Source organism: Tepidiphilus sp. J10 (assembly GCF_006980785.1).
Lineage (GTDB): Bacteria > Pseudomonadota > Gammaproteobacteria > Burkholderiales > Rhodocyclaceae > Tepidiphilus > Tepidiphilus olei.
The window spans coordinates 158073-171843 of sequence record NZ_SBHP01000004.1 but is presented as its reverse complement, the minus strand read 5'-3'; the positions used below and the strand labels follow the sequence as shown (position 1 = coordinate 171843).

The following is a 13771-nucleotide window of genomic DNA, read 5'->3' as shown; positions in this document are numbered from 1 at the left end:
GCTGCTGGCCGAACTCGACGACGAGTGGATGACCGGCAAGGTCTATCTCAACCTCAACCCGTAACCTCGGCGTCATGACCAACACCACGAAAATTTACAGAAAAAAGGTTGCACAATCGCGAGAACGCCCAGCATCGCCGCAATTCGATGCGTCCGTGGTCTTTCTCGACCGATTCAGTATAGGAGTGAGCAACGCCCTGCCAGCTCGCTGCCTGGCCGATGTCGAAGAAGGTTTGGATCGACTCGGCAAGACGGGGCTGGTTATTTTTGACCGCGAGCACATAGTCGGCCTCCTTGTCCCGGATCGCCCGGGCGATATTGGCGTGCGTGCCCATGGCATCGATGGTGACGATTGCTCCCTTGAGCATCAGAGTCTCCAGCAGAACCGGAATGGCCGTCAATTCGTTGGATTTTTCGGCACAGGCTTCCTGCCCCAGGACCAAGCCTGCCTGGGCGGCAAAGGCGCTCACCAAGTGTAGGGCCGAGCGCCCGGCGCTGCGGCTGCGCCGGCTGCTCTTGCCATCGATCGCGACGACCTCGCCTTCGGCCAGCGCCGGCAGCACCCCACCGACCCAGCGGCGAAAACTCTTCTCCAGTGCCCTGCGATCGAGTAGGCCAAAAAGGCGCCCCAACGTGTCGTGCGACGGGATCCCGTTCTCCAGCACCAGAAAGCGGCGCAGCCAGTCGATGCGCTCCTTGGCCCACGCCTCGATGCCGACGAAGTCATCGACCCCGCACAGCAAGGCGCACACCGAAATCACCAGCATCTCGACCAGATCGTGCTTCGCACGTCCCACAACGCGCGGATCCGGGATCTCCGAAAATACTTCGAGCAGCAACGAGCGGGATGGCTCGCCGTCTGCGTTTGCTTTCTCTGTCTTCATGCGCCGCCCCCAAAAAGACAGAAAACTACACGAATCAGGGCACTGTGAACAGACCCTCTGGGCAACCCCGTGGAGGTTAAAAACTATTTTTTAGACAGGACCCTTGGTTTGATGCGATTGCCCTGCCCCTCTTCCCGGCGTTGACCCGAACTGGGATAATGCCGGAGACGATCCACCCGCAGGGGCCTGCCATGCAGTCGAGCTTTTCCGAACTCGAGTACGCCGCGAAGAAGAAACAGACGCGCCGGGACCATTTTCTGGCGCAACTCGAGGCGCTGACCCCTTGGGGCGCTTTGGTGGCGGTGATTGCCCCGTACTACCCGCAAGGGCAGGATGCGGTTTAGGATTGGCATCGTGGCGAGATTGCGAAACAATGTGGTGCACATCACACTTTGTCGATCGTTCCATGCCAAGCGGAACCGGACTGAACCGACTGGAGGCGCGGTGAAAACGCTTGCCTGGATCTGATCTGCGCAGATAGATGGCAGATGGCGCTAGCCAATCGTCTGTCAGCCGTCCCTCTGCTCGAGGTCGCGATAGAAGTTTTCGTGCGGCCCCACCATCAGCAGCTTGAGCGTATTTTCGTCGAGAATCCGGTAGGCCAGGAGGCAGAGCAAGCTGCCCATGCGGAACTTGTAGACCCTCACGCCTGCAAGGTCGCCGACTTTGGCTTCACCCGCTTCGGGTTGACGGGCGATGGTACGTACCGCCTCGTCGAGCGCAGCTTTCTGTTGCTGGTGCAGTTTTTTGACGATGCGCTCGAATGTCGGGGTGACAAGGATACGCATCAGCCGAATTGGTACTCACCTACCGGCCCTTCCTGGTCCGCGACCAGGATGTCGCGGATGACGCTGAAGGGCAGATCGGGGTTTTCAGCGGCGATCTTGCCGATATTTGCGGCGGGAATGAAGCGCAAGACTTCACCGTTGATGCAGTAGCGCAGGCCGGTGGGCGGCGGGCCGTCGTCGAAGACGTGCCCCAGGTGAATGCTCGTGCTGGCGCTGCGCACTTCGATGCGGATCATGCCGTGCGAGCGGTCTTCGTGTAGCGTCACCGCGCCGGGAATCGCTTCATAGAAGCTTGGCCAGCCGCAGGGGCTGTCGAACTTCGCTTCCGAGCGGAAAAGCGGGGCATTGCTCAGGCGATCGACATAGACGCCGGGGCGCCGCTCGTCGAGGTAGGGGCCGGTGAAGGGGCGTTCCGTGCCTTGCTCGCAGGCGATCCAGCGCGCGAGCGGCGGCAAATGGCGCTCGGCGAGCGTGCGCCAAAAGGAATGCGGCATGCGTACGCCCGTGCCTCCCAGACCGCAGTATCCGTTCGGGTTCTTCAGCAGGTAGTGCTGATGGTATTCCTCGGCCGGGGTGTAGGAGGCAAGCGGGGCGATTTCGGTGACGATTTCTCCGTAACCAGCGGCCGAGAGCGCCCGTTGATAGGCGTCGCGCGTGGCGAGCGCCGCGTCTCTTTGTTCCGGCGTGGTGGTGTAGATCGCGCTGCGGTAGTTGCTGCCGATGTCGTTTCCTTGCCGATCACGCTGGGTGGGATCGTGGTTTTCCCAAAACCAGGCGAGCACGGCTTCCGGCAGCACGAGTTCGGGGTCATAGACGACTTTGACGACTTCCGCGTGGTTGCGCCCGTTCGCCAGCCCTTGGCGCAGGCGCTGCTCGAAGTCGAGCACGTCGTCGTAAGTGGGGTCGGGAAAGCTGCCTCCGGCGTAGCCGACTTCGGTGTCGAGCACGCCCGGCAGCGCGGCCATGCGCTGTTGCGCGCCCCAGAAACATCCCATGCCGAGGACGAGGGTTTCTTTTCTAGCGTTCATGATGGTTCCATGGTTCGTTCTCAGGCGGGGACGGTGCGCCCTTGCAGCCGAATCTGCAGCCGGTAGCAGAGCCCCATGAGGGCCACCCAGATGGGCAGGGCGATGACGGAAGCGCGCGTGCCGGGGTTGTCGAGCATCAGGAGGAGCAGAAAGGCGACGAAGGCGAGGCAGAGGTAGTTGGCGAGCGGGCTCCAGAAGGCTTTGAAGGCGGGGGTGACGTGGCGCTGGCGCAGTACCCGGCGGAATTTGAGGTGGGTGAGGCTGATCATGGTCCAGTTGATCACCAGAGCGGCTACCACCAGCGACATCAAGAGTTCCAGGGCGCTTTGTGGCAGGAGGTAGTTGACCGCCACGCAGAAGAAGGTGATGAGCGCGGAGACCCCCACGGCCAGGACCGGCACGCCGCGGCGGTTGATCTTCATGAGGGCGCGGGGTGCGTCGCCTTGTTCGGCCAGGCCGTAGAGCATGCGGCTGTTGCAATAGACGCCGCTGTTGTAGACCGACAAGGCCGCCGTGAGGACGACGAGGTTGAGGAGGTGCGCCGCCGTGTCGCTGCCGATGAGCGAGAAGATGCGCACGAAGGGGCTGGCGCTGTAGGGGTCGCCGGCGGCGGTGAGCGAGGCCACCAGCTGGTCCCAAGGATAGAGGGAGAGCAGCACGGCGATCGCGCCGATGTAGAAGATGAGGATGCGGTAGACCACCTGATTGATGGCCTTGGGAATGACGCGCCGCGGGTCGGAGGCTTCGGCGGCGGTGATGCCGACGAGTTCGAGCCCGCCGAAGGAGAACATGATGATCGGCAAAGTGACGACCAGGCTGCCAAAGCCGTGGGGGAAGAATCCGCCATGGTGCCAGAGATTGGTGACGCTCGCCTGTTCGCCACCCCGGCCGCTCGTGAGCAGATAGAGGCCGAGCACGATCATGCCGACGATGGCAATCACCTTGATGAGGGAGAACCAGAACTCGGCCTCGCCGAAAGCGCGCACGTTGGCGAGGTTGATCAGGTTGACGAGAAGGAAGAAAGCGAGAACGGAGACCCAGGTGGGAATTTCGGGCCACCAGAATTGGACGTATTTGCCGATCGCCGTCAGCTCGGCCATCCCCACGAGTACGTAGAGCGCCCAATAGTTCCAGCCGGAGAGGAACCCGGCGAATCGCCCCCAGTAGGTGTGGGCGAAGTGGCTGAAGGAACCGGCCACGGGCTCTTCGACGATCATCTCGCCGAGCTGGCGCATGATGAGGAAGGCGATGAGGCCGCCGATGGCATAGCCGAGCAGCATCGATGGTCCGGCGGTGGCGAGCACACCGGCCGAGCCGAGGAAGAGCCCGGTGCCGATGGCACCGCCCAGGGCGATGAGTTGGATGTGACGGTTTTTCAGGCCGCGGCGCAACGGGGCCTCGTGCAGGGTGGAATCGGTCATGGTCGAACGTTCAGAATCGTGGCGAGGGGAGCAATCTTACACGCGTCTTGGGACGGTGAGCGGGTTGGTCGGGTTCCTGTACCCTCATCGTGAGGTTGTACCCTCGCACGAAGTTTCTGATAGGCTCAGCATTACCGTGATTGGTGTTCCAGAAATTTTCTGAGGAAGGCAATATGGACAGCACGGATCTTTCGGTATTGAATGCCGCCATCGAGTGGCTTCATGCTGGTCGCCGGACGGTGTTGGCCACGGTGGTGGAGACGTGGGGATCGTCGCCGCGTCCGGTCGGGGCGTGGTTGGCGATCCGCGACGATGGCCAGGTCGTCGGTTCTGTGTCCGGGGGCTGTGTAGAAGACGACCTGATCGCTCGGATTCGTTCGGGGGAATCGTTGGCCGAAGAGCTCCCTGAATTGGTTACGTATGGAGTGACCCGGGAGCAGGCGGCGCGCTTCGGTCTGCCGTGCGGGGGAAGACTGCGGCTGGTGGTCGAACCGGCCCCGGAGGTCGGATTGCTCGAGGAATTGCGAGCGAGGATCCATGCCAAACGTCTGACGGTGCGCGAACTCGATACGTGTTCGGGGCGCTCGGTGCTGCGGGATGCGACACGAGGGGAGACGTTCTTTTTCGATGGACGCCTGATGCGCACGCTCTACGGACCGCGCTGGCGTTTGATCGTCATCGGAGCGGGGCAGCTGTCACAATACGTGTGCGAGATGGCGCTCGCCGCCGATTACGAAGTGGTGGTGATCGATCCGCGCGAAGAGTTCGCCGAGGGGCTTGCCAACCCGGCGATCACGTTTCGTCGCGACATGCCGGACGATGCGATCCTGGATCTCACCGTGGATGCACACACGGCGATCGTGGCCCTGACGCACGATCCCAAGCTCGACGACATGGCGTTGCTCGAAGCCTTGAAATCTCCGGCGTTCTACGTCGGGGCGCTCGGCAGCCGCACCAACTCGGCCAAACGCCGGGAGCGGCTCGCGCTGTTCGATCTCACCGCCGACGAGATCGACCGCTTGCACGGACCCGTGGGTTTGTTCATCGGGGCTCGTTCCCCGGCGGAGATGGCGGTGTCGATCCTGGCCGAGATCACTGCGGCGAAGTACGGCGTGCCCATCGTGCAGAAGCGCGCTTTTGCCGAACGGGAGCGAGCCGAACGGCATACCCTTCTCGATACGATGTCTTCCGCCTGCCGCGCTTGACCGCAGGCGAAAGGCGATGATGGCAAGGAGGTGGCGCTCGCATTCAGGAGCGAGAGGCCGCCTCGATCGCCGCGCGGGCACACTCCCGAATCCGCTCGATCATTGCCCGCAGGCCGTTGCCGCGCGTGGGGGAGAGGTGGGCGAGTAGCCCCAAGCGCTCGAAGAGGGCGAGGGTGTCGAGCGAGAGCGCTTCTTCAGGCGTCTTGCCTTCGTAGGCGGCAAGCACGATGGCGGCGAGCCCGCGCACGATGAGCGCGTCGCTGTCGATCGCCAGGCGCAAGCGACCGTTGTCGAGGCGGCAGACGAGCCAGACACGGCTCTGGCAGCCGCGCACGAGGTTGGCGTCGGTGCGTTCGGTTTCCGGGAAGGAGGGCAGCGTGCGTCCCAGCTCGATGAGGTAGTCGTAGCGCCCGTCCCAGTCGTCGAAGAGGGCGAAATTCTCTTCGATCTCGGCGAGCGTGGTCATAGCAGCCCCAGTTCGAGCCGTGCGGTTTCGGAGAGCCGGTCGGAAGTCCAGGGAGGGTCGAAGACGACGTTGACCGTCGCTTCTTTTACCTCGGGAATCTGCTCTACGCGTTGCTTGACTTCCTCGCTGAGCACGGGGCCGAGCGAGCAGCCGGGGGCGGTGAGGGTCATGTCGATCTCGACCCGGGCGCCGTCTTCGCCTTCTTCGATGTCGAGGCGGTAGATGAGCCCCAAGTCGACGATGTTGACCGGGATTTCAGGATCGTAGATCTGGCGCAGCACCTCGAGGATGCGCTCGCGCAGGTCGCCTTCGGTAGGAATCGGCGAAGGGGCGTAAGGATCAAGCCCGAAGGCGTCGGCATCCTCGCCGGCCACGCGCACGAGGCGCCCGTCGTAGAGCACGGTGAGGCTGGTGCCCAGCGTCTGCGTCAGGCGCACTTCGCTGTCTTGGGGGATCGTGACGGGTTCCCCCGAGGGGACGACGATACCATAGACGTCGCGCCGGGTGATGACCGTTTGGGCGTTCATGGGGCTGGGGCTCCCAGACGTTCGAGGGCACGGGAGAGTGCCGACAGGGTTTGGTCGATGTCCGATGCGTTGTTGTAGAAGGCGATCGAGGCGCGCACGGTGCCGAGCAGTCCGTAGCGGGCGATCAGGGGCATGGTGCAATGGTGCCCGACGCGCACCGCAATACCTTGGGTGTCGAGCAGGGTGCCGAGATCGGCCGGATGAATGCCGGCGACGTGGAAGGAGGCGATGGGGGCTTTCCCCTCCGGCGGAAGATCGGCGAGGAGCCGCAGCCCGTCGATCGCCGCCAGGCCGTCCCTCAACCTGCGGTAGAGGTGGGTTTCCCAGGCGGCCAGTTGCGCCCGATCGAATTGGCGCAGGTAGTCGATCGCGGCACCCAAAGCGATGGCTTCGGCGATGGGCGGGGTACCGGCCTCGAACTTGTAGGGAAGTTCGTTGGGTGCGAAACCATGCTCGTCGACCCAGGCGATCATCTCGCCGCCGCCTTGCCATGGGGGCATGGCTTCGAGCACTTCCTGACGCCCCCAGAGCACCCCGATGCCGGTGGGACCGAGCATTTTGTGACCGGAGAAGGCGTAGAAATCGCAACCCAGCGCTTGCACGTCCACGGGAAAATGCCCCACCGCCTGGGCGCCGTCGATGAGCACGGTCGCCCCCACGGCCTTGGCTTCGGCGATGAGCTCGGCCACGGGATTGATGGTGCCCAGGGTATTCGAGACGTGGGCGAGCGCCACCAGTCGGGGTCGCCGCTCGAGCAGCTGGCGGTAGCGTTCCCGATCGAGCGTGCCATCGTCCCGGACTGGCACGAGGGCGAGTTCGGCACCGCTGCGCCGGGCGAGCATCTGCCAGGGAACGAGGTTGGCGTGGTGCTCCATCTGGGTGGCGACGAGGAGATCGCCCTCTTTGACGAAGGCATTGCCCCAGGCTTGGGCCACGAGGTTGATCGCTTCCGTGGTGCCCCGCGTCCAGAGGACTTCCTTTTCGCTCGCGGCGTGGATCCAGCGGGCGACGGTGACGCGCGCGGTCTCGAAACAGTCGGTGGCTTCCGTGCTCAGCGCGTGCGCGCCGCGGTGCACGTTGGCGTTGCGGTTCTCGTAGAACTCGGTGAGCGCCTCGATCACCTGCCGTGGTTTCTGGGTGGTGGCGGCGTTGTCGAGGTAGATGAGGGGCCTGCCATAGACCCGCCGGTGCAGGATGGGAAAGTCTTCGCGCCAGCGCTCGACGGTGGCCGCCTCAGGCAGCGGCGTCGTCGGGGAGGGGGAGACGGGATTGGACATGGCGGAGGACCTCTGCAAGGGTGAAACGCTGCAGGACCGGAGCGAGGAAGGCGTCGATGAGCAGTCGGCGCGCTTCGACTTCGGGAATGCCCCGGCTGCGCAGGTAGAAGAGCGCTTCGTCGTCGAGCCGGCCGAGGGTGGCGCCGTGGCCGCAGGCGACATCGTCGGCGTAGATCTCGAGCTCGGGCTTGACGTCGGCAGCGGCGCCGTCGGCCAGGAGCAGGTGATCGAGCCGCATGGCGGCGTCGGTGCGTTGGCCGGCGGGTTCGATGAGGATGCGGCCAATCACGGCCGAGTGCGCTTCGGCCGGCACCAGGCCGCGCCAGCGCACGTCGGTGGTGGCGCCGGGCGCGGCATGGCGGATGCGCAGCGCGACGTCGGTGGAACCCTCTGGCTCACCCTGGGTGATGCCGGAGAGGCGCAGCGTGGCGGATTCGCCCAGTGCGACGTCCCATTCGAGCCGTTGATAGCCGCGGGCGGCGGCGAAAGCCTGCACGTCGAGGCGGGCACGCGCGCCGAGCCGGGCGCGAACGCGGTGCAGCAAGGCTTGCTCTTCGTCGGCCGTGAAGACGCCATGCGTGAGTTCGGCGCCTTCGCCGAGCCAGAGATGCACGGCGCCGTTTTGCGTGGAAGGGCCGAAGGAGGAGAACGTTTCTACGAGCGCGCCACGCGCCCCCGCGGCGACTTCGACGAGCAGGAGCGGCTGGACCCATCCGGCGCCGTGGCGGTACTGGATCTGCAGGGGAGCGTCGGTCGTTTGCTCGAGCTCGAGGAGCAGTACTGCGTCGGCTTCGACCAGGTTGCGCACGGCGAAATAATCCTCGCCCGGCTCCAGCCGCTCGCGCCAGCGTGCGCGGGTGGCCTCGTCCAGTTCGGACCAAGAACGCAGGCGCCATGCCCGGGTATGCGCGGTCACGGGCCGGCCTTGGTCGAGGCGGATCCATTCGCCGGCAAGCGGCTCGGCCGCAGGGAAGGAGAAGTCGAGGCCGCGGCCGGCGCGCTCGGGGGCGAAACAGGCGGAGAGCCGCGAGTAGCGCCAGAATTCGTTCTTGCGCGTGGGAGGCGTGAGCGTGGCGAACCGCTCGGCGAGCCGTTCGTGCCAGGCGCGCGTTGCCGCGTCTTCCGCCCAGCCGCAGGGGTGGCAGACGGCGAGTGCGGTATTCATGCGACCGACCCCTCGAGCACGGCGGCGTAGCCGCCTGCTTCGATCTGATGGGCGAGCTCGGCTTCGCCCGAGCGGGCGATGCGTCCGCCGTGCAGCACGTGCACCCGGTCGGGACGGACGTATTCGAGGATACGGGGATAGTGGGTGATGATGAGGAAGGCGCGATCGGGGCGGCGCAGGCGATTGACGCCGGCGGCCACGAGCTTGAGCGCATCCACGTCCAGACCCGAATCGGGTTCGTCGAGGATGACGAAGCGCGGCTCGAGCAGCAGCATCTGCAGGATCTCGTTGCGTTTCTTCTCGCCGCCGGAGAAGCCTTCATTGACGCCGCGCTTGAGGAAGTCGGCCGGCAGCCCCAGCACTTGCGCCGCTTCGCGCGCGGCGCGCAGCAAGGCGGCGCTGTCGAGCGGCGCTTCGCCCCGGGCCTTGCGCAGGCAGTCGAGGGCGGTGCGCAGGAATTGCAGGTTGCTCACGCCGGGAATTTCCACCGGATGCTGGAAAGAGAGAAAAAGCCCCGCCTGGGCGCGCGCTTCCGGCTCCATGGTGAGCAGGTCTTGGCCATCGAGGAGCGCTTCGCCTTCCAGGACTTCGTATCCTTCGCGGCCGGCCAGCACGTTGGCGAGCGTGCTCTTGCCCGCACCGTTGGGGCCCATGAGGGCATGGACTTCGCCGGCGGCGATGTCCAGATCGAGCCCATCGAGGATGCGCCGGCCTTCGACGGCGACGGTGAGGTTGCGTATCGTGAGCATCATCCGACCGATCCTTCTAGACTGACTTCGAGGAGTTTGCCGGCCTCGACGGCGAATTCGAGCGGCAGTTTCTGGAACACGTCCTTGCAAAAGCCCCCGACGATGAGGGCGACGGCGCGCTCGGGGTCGATGCCGCGCTGGCGGCAATAGAAGAGCTGCTCTTCGCTCACGCGCGAGGTGCTGGCTTCGTGTTCCACGATGGCGCGCGGATTGCGGCTCTCGATGTAGGGAAAAGTGTGCGCGCCGCAGTGCGGGCCGATGAGCAGCGAATCGCACTGGGTGTAGTTGCGCGCGCCGCTCGCGCCGGGGTTGATGCGCACCAGCCCCCGGTAGGCGTTCTGGCTGTGGCCGGCGGCGATGCCCTTGGAGACGATGGTGCTGCGGGTGTTGCGCCCCAGGTGGATCATCTTGGTGCCGGTGTCGGCCTGTTGTCGGCCGCGGGTGAGCGCCACCGAGTAGAATTCGCCCACGCTGTCGTCGCCCTTGAGGATCACGCTGGGATACTTCCAGGTGATGGCTGAACCGGTCTCGACCTGGGTCCAGGAGATCTTGGCGCCGCGCCCGGCGCACAGCCCGCGTTTGGTGACGAAGTTGTAGACGCCGCCGCGGCCTTCTTCGTCGCCGGGGTACCAGTTTTGTACCGTGCTGTAGCGAATCTCGGCCCCTTCGAGGGCGATGAGCTCGACCACCGCAGCGTGCAGCTGGTGCTCGTCGCGCATGGGCGCGGTGCAGCCTTCGAGGTAGGAGACGTAGCTGCCTTCGTCGGCGATGATGAGCGTGCGCTCGAACTGCCCGGTGCGGGCGGTGTTGATGCGAAAGTAGGTGGAGAGCTCGAGCGGACAGCGCACGCCCTTGGGGACATAGACGAAGGAGCCGTCGCTGAAGACGGCGGAATTGAGCGCGGCGAAGAAGTTGTCTCCCGGCGGGACCACGCTGCCGAGATACTTCTGCACGAGTTCGGGATATTTTTGCACCGCTTCCGAGATGGGGCAGAAAATGACGCCGGCTTCGGCGAGCTTGTCCTTGAAGGTGGTGAGCACCGAGACCGAGTCGAACACGGCGTCGACCGCCACGCCGGCGAGCGCGGCCCTCTCGTGCACCGGCACGCCGAGTTTTTCATAGGTCTCGAGGAGCTTGGGATCGATCTCGGTTTCACTGCGGCGCTTGGGCGCGGCGTAGTAGATGAGCCCTTGGTAGTCGATGGGCTCGTAGTGCACGTGCGCCCAGTGCGGTTCGCGCATCGTCTGCCAGCGGCGGAAGGCATCGAGCCGCCATTGGCGCAGAAAATCGGGTTCGTTTTTCTTGGCCGAGATGTATTCGATCACTTTTTCGTCGAGGCCGGGCGGTAGCGTCTCGGTCTCGATGTCGGTGACGAAGCCGGCCTCGTAGGCTTGGTTGAGGGCGGCGTCGAGTTCGGTGGTGGACATGCGGCTCACTCCCCCGGAAGTCCGTGGATTTGTTGACCATTATACTAGGTTTTTTTGCCCGAAGGGGGCTATGCGCGCCCTAGGCTGAACCTATTGGGCGCGGGAAGAGGAGGTTTCGTTGAGGACGATGTTGACTTCGAGGATCTCGAGGTTGTCTTGCCGCTCGAGCTGGACCTTGATGTCTTCGGGGGCGATCTTCACGTATTTGGAAATGACGTCGAGCAGTTCTTTTTGTAATGCAGGGAGGAAGTCGGGCGAGGACTTGCCGTCGACGTGCTCGCGCGCGATGATGAGCTGCAAACGCTCCTTGGCGATTGCCGCGGTTTTTTTCTTTTCCCCGAAGAGGCGCGTGAGCAGCGACATCAGGTACCCCCGAAGATGCGTTTGATGAGGCTGGGTTTTTCGTAGGAGACGAAACGCAGGGGCTTGTCTTCTCCGAGGAAACGGGAGACGACGTCGGCGTAGGCTTCGGCGACGTCGGTGCCCTTGAGGTGGATTGCCGGAACCCCCTGGTTGGAGGCGTGCAGCACGGCATCGGACTCGGGGATGACACCAAGGAGCGGGACGCGCAGCAGCTCTTGGATGTCTTTGTAGGAGAGCATCTCGCCTTCCTCGACGCGCTTGGCGCTGTAGCGCGTCACCAGCAGGTGCTCCTTGACCGGATCGCGCCCTTCGATCGCCCGGCGGGACTTGGATTGCAAGATGCCGAGGATGCGGTCGGAATCGCGCACCGAGGAGACTTCCGGATTGGTGACGACGATGGCCTCGTCGGCGAAGAGCAGCGCCATCAAGGCACCGCGCTCGATCCCGGCGGGCGAGTCGCACACGACGTAGTCGAAGCCCATTGCTTCGAGCTCTTTGATGACCTTTTCCACGCCCTCTTCGGTGAGGGCATCCTTGTCCTTGGTCTGGGAGGCGGGCAAGATGTGGAGGGTATCGACGTGTTTGTCCTTGATGAGGGCTTGGGTGAGCTTGGCTTCTCCCTGGACCACGTTGACGAAATCGTAGACGACGCGGCGCTCGCATCCCATGATGAGATCGAGGTTGCGCAGACCGACGTCGAAGTCGATGACTGCGGTCTTGAAGCCGCGAAGCGCCAGGCCCGAGGCGAAAGCGGCGCTGGTGGTGGTCTTGCCCACCCCACCTTTGCCGGAAGTGACGACGACGATGCGCACGAGTGGAGCCTCTCAGAGGGTATCGATGGGTTCGATGAGCAGTTGGTTTTGCCCTTGGTTAATTTGCAATTTTACCTGGACGGAACGGTTTGCGATAGAGGCGGGCAGCCCGTTTTCGAAAGTCCGGTAAATGCCGGCGATGGAGACGAGTTCGGGGCCGAAGTAGGTGGCGAGAATGCGGGCTTGCAGATTGCCGCCGGCACCGGCGAGTACCCGCCCACGCAAGGGACCCCAGCAGTGGATGCTGCCAGCGGCGATGATTTCGGCGCCGGGATTGGAGCCGGCCAGGAGGACGACGTCTCCCTCGGGGGCGTAGATCTGCTGTCCGGCGCGTACGGGCCGTTCGATGAACTTGGTGGGCGCAGGGACGAGCGGCTCCGCAGACGAGGGCGATTCCGGCGGCGGGGGTGGGGGTTTGACGGGTTTGGGCGTGGCTGCGGCTTCGAGGCGCATTGCTGCTTCGTCGAGTACCGCCAGGTGCAAGCGCTTCAGGGCGGCGTCGAACGATTCGGGCACGCCGCGCACGCCGATGGGTTGCAGCCCGAGGCGGCGAAAAAAAGCCACGAGGCCGCTCCAGTCGACCTGTTCGGGCCAGTCGCCTACCTCGGAGAAATCGAGCACGGCCGGCTCGCCGCCAAAATAGCTCTCGGTGCCGGCAAAGCGCTTGTGTAGCACGTCGGCAAGCCGCGCTGGGCTCACGAGGGGGGAGCGCACGACGATGCCTTCGAATCGTCCGCTCTCGAATCGTACCTCTTCGCTCATCGGATTGACCCTTTCGATCAGTGGCGGGTGGCGGGCGCGGTGCCGTCGTCCTCGGTGAAGATGCGGGGAAGATCGTCGCGGGTGAAACGGTATTCCAGACCGCCGAGCTCGTCGCGCACGAGGATTTCTCCATCGCGATCGAGTTGCGCTTCGACTTCCTCCCGGCCGAGTAATCGCAGCATCCGGATCACGGCGGCCTCGTTGGGCTTGACCTCGTGCGTGATGCCGAGCGCGGTGAAGAGGCGCACCGTCTCTTCGGGGAAGAGGCGCGAAAGGAGCTCGGGGGCGTCGAGGGAAAGGAGTTCGGCCGCGGTGACGGTGTCGGCGAGCCGGGTGAGGCGGTTCCAGCCGTCGGGGTCTTTTTCGTCGGCAGAGGGGAGTTTTTGCAACAATAGCCCCGCGGCGGCGTGCTCGTCGGCGGCGAGCCACAGGCGCGCCGGCTGCTGCTCGGACTGGGCGAGAAAGGCTTCCAGCGTGTCGCGTAGCGTCTGGCCGTTCCAGGGAACGATGCTCACGTAGGGTTCCTTCGAGACCGGGAGGTCGAGCACCATCTGCAGCTGGGCTTCACCCAGGAGCTCGCGCGCATCGGCATCGGGTCGCGGTGCGCGATCGGGCTCGTAGCGGGCGAAGGCACGCAAATTGCGATCGGGGCCGAGGTCGACCACGAGCAGGCTCACCGGGCCTTCTCCCTGGGCCTGGAAGGTGATGCGGGTGGGATCCTTGAGTCGGGCGGCGATCATGGCGGCGAAGGCGGCGAGTTCGCCGAGCAGGCGCCGCACGGCGGGAGGGTCGTTCCGGCGGGCGAGGATGCCTTGCCAGGCGTCGACCAGGCGGACGTGGGCGCCGCGGATGTCGGCGTTGTCGATGAGGAAAGGTTGGACGGCGTCGTGCATGGCG

General features: G+C 64.6%; 14 protein-coding genes and 2 pseudogenes. 2 read left to right on the top strand and 14 right to left on the bottom strand.

The genetic code is table 11. The annotated features are described in order from the left end of the window. Positions 1-101 precede the first annotated feature (101 nt). Positions 102-884, bottom strand: a pseudogene (locus EPD81_RS07495) (ISAs1 family transposase); the annotation flags it as partial. Between the two features lie 191 nt (positions 885-1075). Between EPD81_RS07495 and EPD81_RS07490 the strand changes: the two are divergent. After that, positions 1076-1204, top strand: a pseudogene (locus EPD81_RS07490) (IS5/IS1182 family transposase); the annotation flags it as partial. A gap of 189 nt (positions 1205-1393) precedes the next feature. On the opposite strand, the gene EPD81_RS07485 reads toward EPD81_RS07490, so the two are convergent. The 3 genes from EPD81_RS07485 to EPD81_RS07475 are packed head-to-tail and all read right to left on the bottom strand — an operon-like array spanning position 1394 to position 4121. Beyond that, complete coding sequence (locus EPD81_RS07485) at positions 1394-1672, bottom strand: type II toxin-antitoxin system RelE/ParE family toxin (RefSeq protein ID WP_142804833.1); 279 nt, start codon at positions 1670-1672, stop codon at positions 1394-1396. Further along, a complete protein-coding gene (gene msrA / locus EPD81_RS07480) occupies positions 1672-2700 on the bottom strand; it encodes a peptide-methionine (S)-S-oxide reductase MsrA (protein WP_142804832.1) in 1029 nt (342 codons plus the stop codon). Before msrA ends, EPD81_RS07485 begins: the two co-directional genes overlap by 1 nt. Positions 2701-2720: 20 nt before the next feature. Beyond that, a complete protein-coding gene (locus EPD81_RS07475; protein WP_142804831.1) occupies positions 2721-4121 on the bottom strand; it encodes an amino acid permease in 1401 nt (466 codons plus the stop codon). A 173-nt stretch (positions 4122-4294) separates the two neighbouring features. Between EPD81_RS07475 and EPD81_RS07470 the strand changes: the two genes are divergently transcribed. Then, complete coding sequence (locus EPD81_RS07470; protein ID WP_142804830.1) at positions 4295-5326, top strand: XdhC family protein; 1032 nt, start codon at positions 4295-4297, stop codon at positions 5324-5326. Between the two features lie 43 nt (positions 5327-5369). On the opposite strand, the gene EPD81_RS07465 is transcribed toward EPD81_RS07470, so the two are convergent. The 10 genes from EPD81_RS07465 to EPD81_RS07420 form a co-directional block, all read right to left on the bottom strand. Beyond that, on the bottom strand, positions 5370-5792 hold the full coding sequence (locus EPD81_RS07465; protein ID WP_142804829.1) for a SufE family protein: 423 nt from the start codon (positions 5790-5792) through the stop codon (positions 5370-5372). Next, positions 5789-6319, bottom strand: a complete 531-nt coding sequence (gene sufT, locus EPD81_RS07460) for a putative Fe-S cluster assembly protein SufT (RefSeq protein WP_142804828.1) — start codon at positions 6317-6319, stop codon at positions 5789-5791. The genes EPD81_RS07465 and sufT overlap by 4 nt, the downstream gene beginning before the upstream one ends. Next, positions 6316-7596, bottom strand: a complete 1281-nt coding sequence (locus EPD81_RS07455) for an aminotransferase class V-fold PLP-dependent enzyme (RefSeq protein WP_142804827.1) — start codon at positions 7594-7596, stop codon at positions 6316-6318. Before EPD81_RS07455 ends, sufT begins: the two co-directional genes overlap by 4 nt. After that, positions 7553-8761 (bottom strand): SufD family Fe-S cluster assembly protein, encoded by a 1209-nt coding sequence (locus EPD81_RS07450; protein WP_142804826.1) that lies wholly within the window; start codon positions 8759-8761, stop codon positions 7553-7555. Before EPD81_RS07450 ends, EPD81_RS07455 begins: the two co-directional genes overlap by 44 nt. Beyond that, positions 8758-9510 (bottom strand): Fe-S cluster assembly ATPase SufC, encoded by a 753-nt coding sequence (gene sufC, locus EPD81_RS07445; RefSeq protein ID WP_142804840.1) that lies wholly within the window; start codon positions 9508-9510, stop codon positions 8758-8760. Before sufC ends, EPD81_RS07450 begins: the two co-directional genes overlap by 4 nt. Next, positions 9510-10937, bottom strand: coding sequence for a Fe-S cluster assembly protein SufB (gene sufB, locus EPD81_RS07440; protein WP_142804825.1), 1428 nt, complete (start codon positions 10935-10937; stop codon positions 9510-9512). The genes sufC and sufB overlap by 1 nt, the downstream gene beginning before the upstream one ends. Positions 10938-11027: 90 nt before the next feature. Further along, complete coding sequence (gene minE / locus EPD81_RS07435) at positions 11028-11300, bottom strand: cell division topological specificity factor MinE (RefSeq protein WP_142804824.1); 273 nt, start codon at positions 11298-11300, stop codon at positions 11028-11030. Continuing rightward, positions 11300-12112, bottom strand: coding sequence for a septum site-determining protein MinD (gene minD, locus EPD81_RS07430; protein WP_142804823.1), 813 nt, complete (start codon positions 12110-12112; stop codon positions 11300-11302). The genes minE and minD overlap by 1 nt, the downstream gene beginning before the upstream one ends. Positions 12113-12124: 12 nt before the next feature. After that, positions 12125-12874: a septum site-determining protein MinC gene (gene minC / locus EPD81_RS07425; RefSeq protein WP_142804822.1), complete on the bottom strand. Its 750-nt coding sequence runs from the start codon at positions 12872-12874 to the stop codon at positions 12125-12127. Between the two features lie 17 nt (positions 12875-12891). Continuing rightward, on the bottom strand, positions 12892-13767 hold the full coding sequence (locus EPD81_RS07420) for an Hsp33 family molecular chaperone HslO (protein WP_142804821.1): 876 nt from the start codon (positions 13765-13767) through the stop codon (positions 12892-12894). Positions 13768-13771 lie beyond the last annotated feature (4 nt).